Raw genomic sequence first — 13,572 nt, forward strand, 5'->3', positions numbered from 1 at the left:
GAAGACCTGAAACCAGGTCTTCCCTCTCTTTGTTTATGATGTGACACCGTTGCGCTCCTGAAGCGTCTCGGCGATCGCTTGCCCATGGAAACGGCCGTTCTCGATAAAGATCTTATTGGCGTCATTTCCGGCGGCGACGACACCGGCGATGAACAAGCCGTCGACGTTCGTCTCGAACGTCGACTCGTCAAACGCGGGCACGCCTGTCTCCTCGTCGACTTGAACCCCGGCATCGGCGAACAACCCATGGTCGGGCAAGTAGCCCGTCATGGCGAGGACGTGGTCCGTCTCGAGTCGATGTTCTTCGCCGTGTTGACGATAGACGACGTGATGCGGCTCGATGCGCACGATTTCCGCTTCGAGCTCAAGGCGGACTTTGTCGTGACGGACGAGCGAGTCGAACGTCGGCAGAACCCATGGTTTGACGGACGGACTGTAGCCGTCGCCGCGATAGAGCACCGTGACATACGCGCCGGCCTTTTCAAGCTCGATGGCCGCGTCGACGGCGGAGTTCTTCCCGCCGATGACCGTGACACGCTGCCGATAGAACGGATGCGCCTCTTTGAAGTAATGGGCGACGTGCGGCAATTCTTCACCTGGGACGTCGAGCGTGCGAGGACGGCCGTAATAGCCGGTGGCCAAGATGACGTAGTCGGCCTGGCGCTCTTTGGCACCATCGCGGTCATGGTGTGACCGAACGACGAAACCGTTCTCGGTCCGCTCGACTGCTTCGACCGTCTCGAATGGTTGGACGTCGAGCCCGGTCCGGCTGACGACTTCTCGGTAATAGACGAGCGCGTCTTGACGACGCGGTTTCAAATCTTTACAGATGAACGGGATATCCCCGATTTCAAGCAAATTGGCAGACGAGAAGAACGTCTGATGCGTCGGATACCGATAGATGGCGTCGACGATATTACCGCGCTCGATGACCGTGCACGAGATGCCGATACGCTCTAACTCAATCGCAGCCGACAGCCCACACGGTCCGGCGCCGACGACGATAGCATGTTTATTCATTGAAATCACCTCATTCCTCATTGTATGGAAGGACGAATCGGTTGGCAAGTCGTCCACTCATTGTTGGAAGCTAAAGCTGTGCTCCATGACCGATTGAGACGATCCCGCTTCGAGCTCGATGAGGAGACGAAGTCTTGCTTTTTGCGAGTTCAAGCCGTTCGAGAAGATGATGCCCATCTCTTTCAGCTGTTGGCCTCCGCCGACATAGCCGTATACGTCTTGGACGATCCCATTGAAACAACGGCTAACGATGACGACTGGCATCCGTTCGACGAGCATCTCGAGCGCCGGAACGATTGAAGGTGGCACGTTCCCTTGGCCGAGCACTTCAAGGACGAGACCATCATAGCCAAGCGCGAGCACAGCCTCAATCAAATCTGGTTCCATCCCGGCGACGACTTTCAACACCGCGACCCGTTTCGTGATCGATGGAATCATCTTTGGTTGTTTCGTTGTTGGTTGACTATAGATGAGGACGTGGTCTTTTGTGACCATGCCGACGTTCCCGAAATGGACCGATTTGAACGTGTCGACCGAGGACGTATGCGTCTTTGTGACGTTGAATGCGGAGTGGATTTCTCCGTTGAAGACGACGAGCACGCCTTTTCCGCGCGCCGTGTCACTTTGCGCGACCCTTAGCGCCGTGATGAGATTGAATTCTCCATCAGACCCGACTTCGTTCGAGGAGCGCATCGCACCGGTCAGAACAATCGGTACTGGTGCACCGAGCGTGATTTGTAGGAAATAAGCCGTCTCTTCGAGCGTGTCGGTACCGTGCGTGATGACGACCCCATCGTACGTGTCTTGCGTCAACTGTTGATTGATGAACTGGGCGAGCTCGAGCATTTTTTCCGGTGTCATATGCGGTGACGGGATGTTCGAGAAGTGTTTTGTCGTGATGTTGGCGATGTCTGTCGCTTTGGGCAACGTCGCGTCGATCGGATTGACCTCGCTCGGCAAGACATGACCCGACCCTGATTGGGACATGGCGATGGTGCCGCCGGTATGGATGAGTAATAAATGCTTCATGAGTAACCTCCAACTTTTTTGTGCGTTTCTTCCATTTTCTAGGTGTATCCTACTTTTTCTTTCCTCCATTTCAGTGTATGCTAAGAAGAGAAAGGAGAGATGCACCATGATTGCAATCGCCTTGTCTGCGGTTGCGCCAGGGTTCGCCCTTCTTTTCTACTTCTATCTCAGGCATGAACTCGAAGCAGAACCGCTCGGCTATGTGATTCGTTCGTTCGTTGCCGGGGCTATTCTCGTCTTTCCGATCATGTTCGTGCAGTATGCGTTCGTAGAAGAAGAGGTGCTCGTAGGTCCGTTCTGGAAGGCGTTCGTGGCCACTGCGCTATTAGAAGAATTTTTTAAGTGGTTCATGATTTATTATACAATATACATACATAAAGTCTTTGATGATTACTACGACGGGATTCTCTATGCGGTTGCTTGTTCACTCGGTTTTGCCACGTTAGAGAACTTTCTATATTTATGGGTGTACGACTCGCTCGAAATCGCGATTTGGCGCGCCATCCTGCCGGTGAGCGGTCATGCGCTTTTTGCCGTCGTCATGGGGTTTTGTCTCGGCCGTGCCAAGCATTCCGCTCACGAACGGTTTTGGCTGTTCACGGCGCTCATGGCCGCTACGGTATTACACGGCATGTTTGATTATATTTTGCTCATCGAACCGACTAGCAAAGTACCGGCTGTCGTGTATATCGTCGTCCTTTGGATGGTCGCGCTCTTACTCGTTCGTACCGCCAATCGTTCCAATCATCGCCAATATAAATAGAATAAAGGGGAATCGTTTCATGTTAAAAGAAGGTCAAGAGTTACGGGTGGAAGTTGAAGGGAGAAAAGAAGGCAAGACGAAGATCGCGGCCATCCATGATCAAATCGTTTGGATCGAGTCTCCGAGCGAGATGGATACGCTAAAAACATTTTTCTTGCATGAAGACGAATCGATGCGCGTTTATTTTTTCAAAGGGGAAGAACAACTGTATGCCTTTGACACGGTCGTATCGAGACGAGTAAGCGATGCGCAACTCATCCTGCGCTACGCCTTTACTTTGCCCGAGGAAAAGAAAATAAAGCGTGTGCAGCGTCGCGAGTATTTGCGCGTCCCGGAAATGATTAACGTGACGGTTTCTGCTAAAGATGGTCAGGCGTTCCCGTCATTTGAGACGACGTCGCTCGACGTGTCGGCCGGCGGCATGCGTATTGTGGCGAACCGAGCGCCCATTGCGATCGATGAGTCGCTCATCGTCATGTTCCACATCTCAGACGACCGCGGCGTTCCCCAAACGTTCCGCGTCAAAAGCCGTCTCGTTCGGATTCAAGAACAGACGACGAAGCAAGAGTTGTCACTTTGCTTTGAAGAATTGTCACACCGCGACCAGGAAATTATTTTACGCTATTGTTTCCGCGCCCAATTAGAAGCAAGGAAACGGACTGGCTCTGTATTTTCTTCACGGTAAAAAACTGGTATGATGTTCTCGGAACAAATGACCGAGAGGAGGCGGGTATCGGGATGAGCCGATACCCATTTTTTATGAATAAACCGTTACAGATTGCTTTAGATGGACCAGCAGGGGCTGGGAAAAGCACCATCGCGAAAACACTCGCCAAAAAATTAGGATACGTCTATATCGATACGGGGGCGATTTATCGTGCCGTCACGTATCGCGCGCTTCAAGACGGTGTCGGGCTTGAAGACGGGCCAATGCTTGCTGCCATGATTGACAAAATGGATTTACGGCTCGTCCCGTCTGAGAACGGTCAACGCGTGTTCGATGGCGCCGAAGAAGTGACAGACGTCATTCGGACGAATGACGTGACGAACAACGTCAGTTTCGTCGCGCGGCAGCCCGAAGTACGTGCCGCCCTCATGGACTTGCAACGCGACCTCGCGAGAAAAGGCGGAATCGTCATGGACGGTCGCGACATCGGTACGCACGTCCTACCGAACGCTGATTTAAAAGTGTATATGACAGCGACGGTCGAAGAACGGGCCCGCCGTCGCCATGAAGAGAACGTGGCAAAAGGGTTACCGAGCGACCTCGAACAATTACAACTTGAAATTGCCCTCCGCGACAAGCGCGACTCGGAACGTGAAGTTGCTCCGCTTCGCCAAGCGGACGACGCGCACTTCCTCGATACGACGGAACTGTCAATCGACGGGGTCGTCGAGGCGATCGAGCAGTTGATGAAACAGGTGATTGAACGATGAAACCACTCAACAATGGACCGTTCGGCATGTATCGCCTCGCAGTAAGCGTCGTCAAGATCATTCGCAAGTTGAGTTTTCGTGTCGAATATATCGGACTAGAAAACGTCCCACTCGAAGGATCGATGATTGTTTGTTCGAATCACCAGTCAAACTGGGACCCGGTGCTACTCGCCGGGGCGATGCCGAAACAGCGCCAGCTTCGTTTCTTCGCAAAAAAAGAGTTGTTTGGAGTGCCGGTATTGAAACACATTTTGAACCGAGCCGGTCAAATCCCGGTATCACGCGGTGAAGGCGACCGCCAAGCACTACGGGTCGTCTTGCAAAAGTTGAAGGAAGACGAAGTCATCTCGATTTTTCCGGAAGGAACGCGCTCAAAAGACGGTACGCTCGGTAAAGCACAGGCCGGCGTCGGCTTCTTTGCACTTCGTTCGGACGCTTCGGTGCTCCCGGTGGCCATCATCGGCACGTACAAGTTCCGCTCCAAGTTGAAAGTCGTGATCGGGGAGCCGATCGATTTGAGCGGATTGAAAACAGAGAAGGCGAGCGCCCAAACGGCGGCCGATTTGATCATGGCGACGATTGCGGATTTGTACATCCAGCATTCACGGAACGTTCGCTAATTTCAGGTTTAATCTATTGCTAGGAAAGGAACTAACCTGATAACACCTTGACAAATCTTTCGAATTATAAGAAGTTTATACTAGGTGTAAGCGCCTTAGGGCGCTCCTTTTTGTACTCATCGTGAGGGGGTAGTGTTGGAATGGTCGAAGAAATGAAAGATATGCCTGATTTTGAAATTAATCGAGGTCAAATTGTGACCGGTACTGTCGTCAAAATCGAGGACAAGCAAGCATTAATCGATATCGGTTATAAAACCGAGGCTATTTTACCAATCAGTGAAGTATCAAGCATGCATTTAGACGATTTAAACGAATCACTCCATGTTAACGACGAAATCCGTGTCAAAGTCAAAAAGGTCACGGATGAAGAGGTGGTCGTTTCGAAGAAAGACGTCGATGCTGAGGCAGCTTGGGATCAAATCGTCGCTAAATTCGAATCTGGCGAAGTGTTCGAGGTCATGGTGAAAGACAAGGTCAAAGGTGGACTTGTCGTTGATATCGGAATCCGTGGATTTATTCCGGCCTCGCTCGTAGAGAACCACTTTGTCGAAGACTTCTCATCCTATTTGAATAAACCGATTACGGTTAAAGTCGTCGAGATCGACCGCGAGAAAAATCGTGTCATCTTGTCGCATAAAGCGGTTGCCGAAGCCGAAATGAGCGCGAAAAAAGCGGAGACTCTCGAATCGCTCGAGGTCGGTCAAATCATCGAAGGGACGGTCCAACGTCTCACTGATTTCGGTGCGTTCGTCGATATCGGCGGCGTCGATGGCCTCGTCCACATTTCAGAGATGGCCCATAGCCGGGTAGAAAAACCGAGCGACGTTGTGACTGAAGGCGATAAAGTCAAAGTGAAGGTTCTCGGACTCGACCTCGACAACGAGAAAGTGAAGTTGTCGATTAAAGAAACGCAGCCAGGGCCATGGGAATCAGTAGAAGGTAAAATTCAGCCTGGGGATGTGCTGAGAGGGAAAGTGAAACGTCTCGTCACGTTCGGTGCTTTCGTAGAGGTCGCGCCGCAAGTTGAAGGGTTGCTTCACATTTCCCAAATCGCGAATCGTCACATCGCGACACCGTCTGAAGTGTTGTCAGAGGGCCAAGAAGTAATCGTTAAAGTGCTCGACGTTCATCTCGACGAGAAGAAAATCTCGCTCTCGATGCGTGCACTCGAGTCGAGTGATTCGACGCGGGAAGACGCGGATCAATCATTGCTTGACGAGTATAGTGACCAAGGAGGGTTCTCTGTCTCTGAATTGACAGGTGAGGAGACCTCGGACGATTCTAAATAAGATGATCGTTCAAGCGGGAGCCAGACTCCCGCTTCTTTTTGTATGGTCACATAAATTCGCCTGTGATATGATAGTACAGTTGCAATTAGAAACGATCAGTTATTGAATGAAAGTTAGAGAGGTGTTTATATGGGAATTCCAGCAGTGGCCATCGTTGGCCGTCCGAATATTGGGAAATCCACGATTTTTAACCGGATTATCGGAGATCGCGTGTCGATTGTCGATGATAAGCCCGGTGTAACACGCGACCGCATTTATGGGACGGGTGAGTGGTTGAACCGTAAGTTTCATTTAATCGACACAGGCGGAATCGAGGTCGGCGATGAGCCGCTCCTCGTGCAAATGCGGCATCAGGCCGAGCTTGCCATCGATGAGGCGGATGTCATCATCTTCATGGTGAACGGACGCGAAGGCATTACAGCGGCAGACGAAGAAGTGGCGAACTTGTTGTTCCGTTCAAACAAACCGATTGTCCTCGCCGTCAACAAAGTCGATAACTTCGAGATGCGCGAGCTCATGTATGAGTTTTATTCACTCGGATTCGGCGACCCGTTCCCGATCTCAGGGACACACGGTCTCGGTCTCGGTGATTTGCTCGACAAAGTACTCGATTTGGCACCAGATAAAGATGACTATGAATACAACGAAGAAGTCATCCAGTTCTCGCTCATCGGACGTCCAAACGTTGGGAAATCGAGCTTGACGAATGCGATTCTCGGTGAAGAACGGGTCATCGTCTCGGATATCGCGGGAACGACTCGCGATGCGATCGATACACCGTTCACACGAGATGGCCAAGAGTACGTTATCATCGATACGGCCGGGATGCGCAAGCGCGGAAAAGTGTATGAATCTACCGAGCGCTACAGCGTCATGCGTGCCCAAAAGGCAATCGAACGTTCGAACGTCGTCCTCGTCGTCATCGACGGCGAAGAAGGAATCATCGAGCAAGACAAACGCGTCGCCGGGCTTGCCCACGAAGCGGGGAAAGCCATCGTGCTCGTCGTCAACAAGTGGGATGCCGTGGACAAAGATGACAAGACGATGAAGAAGATGGAAGAGAAAATCCGTAAGGAGTTCTTGTTCCTCGACTACGCGCCGATTGTCTTCTTGTCGGCTCTCACCTCGAAACGGCTCCAGACGCTCCTTCCGGTCATCAAGGAAGTGGCCGAGTCGCACCGCCGCCGGATCTCGACGAGCGTCTTGAACGACGTCATCGTCGATGCTGTCGCGATGAACCCGACGCCGACGGACAAAGGACAGCGACTCAAAATCAACTACGCGACGCAAGTGGCCATCGAGCCGCCGACGTTCGTGTTGTTCGTCAACGATCCAGAGTTGCTTCACTTCTCGTACAAACGTTATCTAGACAACCAGATTCGCCGCGCATTTGACTTCACAGGTACACCGATTCATATCGTGGCGCGTCAGAAAAACTAGTAATGGGGGTGCCTTCTATGGCAAAAGTTGCTGTCATCGGCGCAGGGAGCTGGGGAACGGCGTTATCGCTCGTCCTCGCTGATAACGGACATGACGTCCTGCTCTATGGACGTGAAGAAGAGCATGTGCATGAAATCAATACCGACCACACGAACTCGACGTATTTAAAAGAAGCGCCCTTACCGACCTCGGTTCGGGCGACGACGGACTTAGCGGAAGCAGTCGCCGGCCGCTCGATTGTGTTCCTCGTCGTCCCGAGCTCGGCGATTCGTCCGGTGTCCCGTGAGTTGAACGCGCTACTCACGGAACCGGTCGTCCTTGTCCATGCCGCTAAAGGGATTGAACCGAAGACGCACAAACGCCTGTCGGAGATTATCGCCGAAGAAATCGACCCGTCGAAACGCCGGGCCATCGGCGTCTTGACGGGACCGACGCATGCCGAGGAAGTGGCCGTCCGCAAATTGACGACCATTACAATCGCCTGTGAGGACTTGGACGTGGCCGATGAGATTCAAGAGTTGCTCACGAACGATCAGTTCCGGGTGTATTTGAACTCGGACGTCATCGGAGCGGAGTATGGCGGTGCCCTTAAAAACATCATCGCGCTCGCTGCGGGGATGACGGACGGCCTCGGTTACGGCGATAATGCCAAAGCGGCCCTCATGACGCGCGGGATCGTTGAAATCGCGCGACTCGGGGTCAAACTCGGTGCCAATCCGGCCTCGTTCTCGGGCTTGACCGGGATCGGCGATTTAATCGTCACGGCCACGTCACAGCATAGCCGTAACTGGCGTGCCGGGAACGCGATTGGCTGTGGTGAGAAACTCGAGGACGTGCTCGGTCACATGGGCATGGTCGTCGAAGGGGTTCGTGCCTGTGAGGCGGCGCATACACTCGCTCGGGAAGCCGGTGTCGAGATGCCGATCACGGAAGCCCTTTACAATGTGTTGTTCGAAGGCAAGAGCCCGCATGATGAAGTACAAAAGTTAATGAGACGCCCTCAAAAGCATGAGATGGAAGAAGTCTTCCACTTTGAAGGCGGCGAAGAGCAAAGGGACTGACGTTTTCGTTCAGTTCCTTTGTTTTTTTTGCTACACTTATGTACGGAGAAAGAATTAAAGAGAAAGTCGAGGGGATAGACGTGACACCGTCACTCATCAAGATGTGGATTTCATTTGCGGGAATTGGAGCATTTGCCATCGCCGCGCTCATGGTGGCAGTCAGCCATACGAAGCTTTCAGGATGGTTCGCGGCGCTCGTCCGCGTTATCGCATTCGTCATATTTTTATTTGGAACGATCATCATGATCTATGTAGTCGCTTCAGGACCGACAGGAGGATAATACGTGAAACGAATCTTATTGGTCGCTAGTCTTTTGGCGGCGACCGTGCTCAGTGGATGTATGTTCCCGGACTCGAACCGAGTCGATAACGTACCGTATGAAGACCAATTGAAATCGGTCCAGACGGCCGTTGATTCGTTCAAAGAGACGACCGGTGTCTTGCCAATCAAAACGAAACCGGCTGAAACGCCTCTTATGGAGCGTTATCCGATTGAATTCGCCCGTCTCGTGCCTGGCTACTTGGCCGACCCGCCGATAAATAGTTTCGAAGGCGGAGGTTTATTTTTATACGTGCTCGTGGATGCTGAGACGAAACCGACGGTCAAGCTGATCGATCTTCGCGTGACTGAGCGGTTGCAAACGTTACAGACGAATATTAACGCCTTCCGGACCAAGGAAGGGAAATTCCCGTTCGACGGCTCGATCGGAAAAAATCAGTTCACGATCGACTATGACCTCATCTTCGTCTCAGAAGAGCCGACGGTCCCGAGCCCGTACACCGATACCGAATTGCCAATCTATGTCGATGGGAGCGGACAATTGTTTGTCGACTACCGGACCGACATCGAAGCCGCCCTTGAGAACACGGATGTAGAGCCAAAAGTCGGAGAAGACATTCGGTATTTGCTCTATAATGACTCCCCGTTCGCCCCTGCTTATTCGCAAGGGTACACGATTAATGAACAAGGTGAGGTCGAGTTTTTAAACAACTGATTGTCAGAACGGGTCGAATATGGGCTTTTCACTAAAAAATGTTGTCATATCAACGTTTGTACGATATGATTAATCCCGTAAACTCCCTGTGAGAGGAGGTGAATCGTGATGAACAAAACTGAATTGATCCAAGCAGTTGCGGAGAAAGCAAACGTTTCGAAAAAAGATGCTACGCAAGTCGTAGAAGCTACATTCGAATCTATCACTGAAGCACTCCAAAACGGTGATAAAATTCAATTGATCGGTTTTGGTACTTTTGAAGTTCGTGAACGTGCTGCCCGTAAAGGCCGTAACCCACGTACGAAAGAAGATATCGAAATCCCGGCGAGCAAAGTTCCTGCCTTCAAAGCAGGTAAAGCGCTCAAAGATGCGGTCAAATAATGGGCAATACATAAGTCGCCGAAAGGCGGCTTTTTTTGTGGTGGAAAGCGAGTTCACATGGCGTGAATGTGACAAAAATGTGCTATACTATGTCAGAATGACAACGAAGAGGACGAGGGGGGATAGCATGGAACAGATGACATACGAAACCGTTGTCACCGACCTTGCTCGTCAAATCGAAGAACGCATGACCCATCCGTATTTGACGAGACACGAGATTGTACCCGCAGTCGACATGCCTTTACTTCGTTGGATGGTCGAGATGATTGAAATCGAATCGAATCAACAACGTCAGCTCGTGCTTGCGACGTATTTTGCGCATGAAGCGCTCGAGCTGCACGATCAAGTAAAGGATAGTCCGAACGGTTCACTCGAGCGGCAACTCAAAGTGCTCGCCGGTGATTACGCTTCGGCTCAATTTTATAAAATTCTGGCCCTGTTTCCTGCCGACTACAGCAATCGTTTCGGCCGGACGGTCCAGCTCGTCAATGGGGCGAAGTGTACACTCGCGTTAGACGCGGACGTCCCTGTCACGACATGGATGGAAGCGAACTTCGGATTGATCAAAACGTTTTCTGAAGTAATCGGTCAGGTTTACTTGACCGCATACGGAAAAACGATCATCGAACGAAAGGCGGCGGAACTGCGCCAAGAACAACGAGAACAGCTATCGACGCTCCTGGCGCATGCTGTCGCTTAGAACGGAAAGGATGTTACGTATTGCAACCGAAAGAAAAAGAGCAAAAAGTATATGACGTGTTTCAATCAATCTCACCGAGCTACGATACGATGAACTCGATTATCAGTTTCCGTTTGCACAAATGGTGGCGTAAAGCGACGATGCGTCGCATGCAAGTATTCCCGGGTGCTAAATGCCTTGACGTCTGTTGCGGAACGGCCGATTGGACGATTCAACTCGCTGAGGCAGCCGGGAATACCGGTGTCGTCAAAGGGCTTGATTTTTCCGAGAATATGCTCGCGGTCGGACACGAGAAAGTGGCGGACTATCCGACAATCGAACTCATCCATGGTAACGCGATGGCATTGCCGTTCGGTGATCACTCGTTTGACTATGTGACGATCGGGTTTGGTCTTCGCAACGTTCCGGATTACATGACGGTGCTCCGTGAGATGCACCGGGTGTTGAAGCCGGGCGGCACGGTCGTCTGTCTTGAGACGAGCCAACCGACGGCACCGCTCTTCAGCGAATTATACCGGTTTTATTTCGGATCGGTCATGCCGCTATTCGGCAAAGTGTTTGCCGGCTCGTACGATCAATATAAGTGGCTCCAAGAATCGACCGATCAATTCCCGGACCGGTTGACGCTAAAACGGATGTTTGAGACGGCAGGATTCGAACAAGTCGAAGTGAAGGCGTTCTCTGGCGGTGCGTGTGCCATGCACCTAGGAAAGAAGTGGTGACCGATGTCTTTGAAGCGACTTTATCGCCACATGAACCGAGAGATTGAACACATCGACCGGTTCTTGTCGACGCGAGTCCAAACGGATCATCCGGTCATCGAAGCTGCTTCGAAACAACTGTTAGACGCAGGCGGGAAACGGATTCGGCCGGCGTTCGTCTTGCTTAGCGCAGGCTTCGGAAAGTCGAAAGATATCCGGTTGACGAAAGTGGCGGCGAGTCTAGAATTGATTCATATGGCCTCGCTCGTTCATGACGATGTCATCGATGACGCCACACTTCGTCGCGGTAAACCGACCGTCATGGAACGCTACGACGAACAGGTGGCGATGTACACGGGTAACACGTTGTTCGGTGAAGCGATTCGGCTCGTTTCTGAAATCGATTCCCCGGACATAATGCAAATCATGGCTGATACGATGGAACTGATCTGTGTCGGGGAAATCAATCAAATCCAAGATCAATATGACTGGGCCCAATCGCCGAAACGATATCTTGATCGTATCGCTCGTAAGACGGCGCTGTTGATCGAGACGAGCTGTGCGGCTGGTGCCGTCGTCTCGGGAGCCTCTCCAGATGTTGTTAAACAGCTGCGGTTGTTCGGCTATGATATCGGGATGGCGTTTCAGATGACGGACGACTTGCTCGATTTCACCGCAAAAAGTTTCCAACTCGGAAAACCGGTCGGTGAAGATTTGAAACACGGTCATAAAACGCTACCGCTCTTCTATTCAGCGGAAAATCCGGACTTTTTTGACCGGCTACAACAAGTTAGTCACTCGTCTGACTATGCATTGACGCATACGCTCGTTCGGGAAGTACAGCGCAATGGGACGCTCGAGCGAAGCCAACGGACGATTGACCATTATGTTAGTCGGGCGATCAGACGTCTTGACGAGTTACCCGACGTGGCCGACAAACGGTCGCTCATCGAGATCGCCGAGTATATCGGGAAACGAAAATGGTAATCGGCACCTTGTAAACCCTTTCAATAATGGTGATGACCGTGTAAACTAATAACGTACATGGTACACATATCGATTTAGGGGGATTAGGGGAATGGAAAAAACATTTTTAATGGTGAAACCGGATGGTGTGAAACGTGGATTGATTGGGGAAATCATTTCGCGCTTCGAACATAAAGGCTATACGTTGAACCGTCTTGAGCTGTTGACACCATCAGTGGAAGTCGCACAATCGCATTATGCGGAACATAAGGAAAAGCCGTTCTTTGGAGAGCTGGTCGACTTTTTAACGTCTGGTCCTGTGGTGGCGATGGAGTGGGAAGGCGAGAATATCGTCGCCGTATCTCGATTGATGATCGGGAAGACGAACCCGCTTGACGCACAGCCTGGAACGATTCGTGGCGACTTGGCCTCGACGATGTCACAAAACGTCATCCATGGTTCAGATAGCGTGGAGAGCGCAGAGCGTGAATTGTCACTCTGGTTCGCCACTGAAGCATCACACGTTTGATGACGATAAAAGGGACGGGGCCTCCTGTCCCTTTTTGTATTGAGATTGAAGCGCTCACACTCGTTTTGGCACGACATGATCTAGGAGAAGAGAAAGAATTGAGGTTGGAACTGGTGATAAATGATTATGCCATCTTCGTAAAAAAGTTTTATTTGAAGTCGGGGATCGACTTGAATTTATATAAAGAGGCGCAGATGAAGCGTCGCATGATCGCGCTTCGGGAGAAGAAAGGGTATGCCACGTTCATTGAATATTTTAAAGCGATGGAAACGGATCGCGGGTTATACGACGAATTTTTAGATCGCATGACGATCAACGTGAGCGAGTTTTATCGCAATCCAATCCGGTGGCAACAGCTGGAGACGGACATCTTACCTGAACTCATCCGGAAAAGCCAAGGCAAATTGCGTGTGTGGAGCGCGGCCTGTTCGACTGGAGAAGAGCCGTATTCGTTGGCGATGCTGTTATCGAAACATTTGTCACCCGCCCAGTTCACCATCACGGCGACGGACCTAGATGACGTGGTAATCGAAAAAGCGAAGCAAGGCAAATACCATGAACGGGCGCTCGTCGACTTGCCTTCCGATTTTCGGCAGCGTTACTTCACCCGCCGCGGGGACGACTATTACATTACAGAAGAC

The 13,572-nt window shown here is 51.4% G+C and carries 17 protein-coding genes; 15 read left to right on the plus strand and 2 right to left on the minus strand.

All coding sequences use genetic code 11. The features are described 5' to 3' along the window. Positions 1–33: 33 nt before the first annotated feature. Positions 34–1,020: a YpdA family putative bacillithiol disulfide reductase gene (locus DPV68_RS04460; RefSeq protein WP_198662237.1), complete on the minus strand. Its 987-nt coding sequence runs from the start codon at positions 1,018–1,020 to the stop codon at positions 34–36. 57 nt (positions 1,021–1,077) lie between these two features. After that, positions 1,078–2,049 (minus strand): asparaginase, encoded by a 972-nt coding sequence (locus DPV68_RS04465; protein WP_114165600.1) that lies wholly within the window; start codon positions 2,047–2,049, stop codon positions 1,078–1,080. 106 nt (positions 2,050–2,155) lie between these two features. Between DPV68_RS04465 and prsW the strand changes: the two genes are divergently transcribed. From prsW to DPV68_RS04540, 15 genes are all read left to right on the plus strand, one after another. Further along, complete coding sequence (gene prsW / locus DPV68_RS04470; protein ID WP_114165601.1) at positions 2,156–2,812, plus strand: glutamic-type intramembrane protease PrsW; 657 nt, start codon at positions 2,156–2,158, stop codon at positions 2,810–2,812. Between the two features lie 19 nt (positions 2,813–2,831). Beyond that, positions 2,832–3,497 carry a flagellar brake protein gene (locus DPV68_RS04475; protein ID WP_114165602.1) on the plus strand — a complete coding sequence of 222 codons (666 nt, stop codon included), beginning with the start codon at positions 2,832–2,834 and terminating at the stop codon, positions 3,495–3,497. Positions 3,498–3,571: 74 nt separating this feature from the next. After that, positions 3,572–4,249, plus strand: coding sequence for a (d)CMP kinase (gene cmk / locus DPV68_RS04480; RefSeq protein WP_114165603.1), 678 nt, complete (start codon positions 3,572–3,574; stop codon positions 4,247–4,249). After that, entirely contained in the window at positions 4,246–4,869 is a 624-nt protein-coding gene (locus DPV68_RS04485; protein ID WP_114165604.1) for a lysophospholipid acyltransferase family protein, read from the plus strand. The genes cmk and DPV68_RS04485 overlap by 4 nt, the downstream gene beginning before the upstream one ends. A gap of 140 nt (positions 4,870–5,009) precedes the next feature. Beyond that, positions 5,010–6,158: a 30S ribosomal protein S1 gene (gene rpsA, locus DPV68_RS04490; RefSeq protein ID WP_114165605.1), complete on the plus strand. Its 1,149-nt coding sequence runs from the start codon at positions 5,010–5,012 to the stop codon at positions 6,156–6,158. Between the two features lie 129 nt (positions 6,159–6,287). Further along, the gene (der, locus tag DPV68_RS04495) at positions 6,288–7,598 is read left to right on the plus strand and encodes a ribosome biogenesis GTPase Der (protein ID WP_034777316.1); all 1,311 of its coding nucleotides are present in this window, start codon (positions 6,288–6,290) and stop codon (positions 7,596–7,598) included. Between the two features lie 17 nt (positions 7,599–7,615). Then, a complete protein-coding gene (locus DPV68_RS04500; protein WP_114165606.1) occupies positions 7,616–8,659 on the plus strand; it encodes an NAD(P)H-dependent glycerol-3-phosphate dehydrogenase in 1,044 nt (347 codons plus the stop codon). Between the two features lie 38 nt (positions 8,660–8,697). After that, positions 8,698–8,940 (plus strand): DUF2768 domain-containing protein, encoded by a 243-nt coding sequence (locus DPV68_RS04505; protein ID WP_232819494.1) that lies wholly within the window; start codon positions 8,698–8,700, stop codon positions 8,938–8,940. A gap of 3 nt (positions 8,941–8,943) precedes the next feature. Beyond that, the gene (locus tag DPV68_RS04510) at positions 8,944–9,654 is read left to right on the plus strand and encodes a hypothetical protein (RefSeq protein WP_114165608.1); all 711 of its coding nucleotides are present in this window, start codon (positions 8,944–8,946) and stop codon (positions 9,652–9,654) included. Positions 9,655–9,762: 108 nt separating this feature from the next. Further along, complete coding sequence (locus DPV68_RS04515) at positions 9,763–10,035, plus strand: HU family DNA-binding protein (RefSeq protein ID WP_114165609.1); 273 nt, start codon at positions 9,763–9,765, stop codon at positions 10,033–10,035. A gap of 127 nt (positions 10,036–10,162) precedes the next feature. Further along, positions 10,163–10,735, plus strand: a complete 573-nt coding sequence (locus DPV68_RS04520) for a heptaprenyl diphosphate synthase component 1 (RefSeq protein ID WP_114165610.1) — start codon at positions 10,163–10,165, stop codon at positions 10,733–10,735. Positions 10,736–10,755: 20 nt separating this feature from the next. Further along, positions 10,756–11,457 (plus strand): demethylmenaquinone methyltransferase, encoded by a 702-nt coding sequence (locus tag DPV68_RS04525; protein WP_114165611.1) that lies wholly within the window; start codon positions 10,756–10,758, stop codon positions 11,455–11,457. A gap of 30 nt (positions 11,458–11,487) precedes the next feature. Then, on the plus strand, positions 11,488–12,423 hold the full coding sequence (locus DPV68_RS04530) for a polyprenyl synthetase family protein (protein ID WP_232819495.1): 936 nt from the start codon (positions 11,488–11,490) through the stop codon (positions 12,421–12,423). Between the two features lie 91 nt (positions 12,424–12,514). Then, positions 12,515–12,931, plus strand: coding sequence for a nucleoside-diphosphate kinase (gene ndk, locus DPV68_RS04535; protein ID WP_114165613.1), 417 nt, complete (start codon positions 12,515–12,517; stop codon positions 12,929–12,931). Positions 12,932–13,044: 113 nt separating this feature from the next. Further along, positions 13,045–13,572 (plus strand): CheR family methyltransferase (locus DPV68_RS04540; RefSeq protein WP_232819502.1); only part of this gene is annotated, 528 nt, incomplete at its 3' end.

Source organism: Exiguobacterium sp. TNDT2, from assembly GCF_003331145.1.
GTDB lineage: Bacteria > Bacillota > Bacilli > Exiguobacteriales > Exiguobacteriaceae > Exiguobacterium.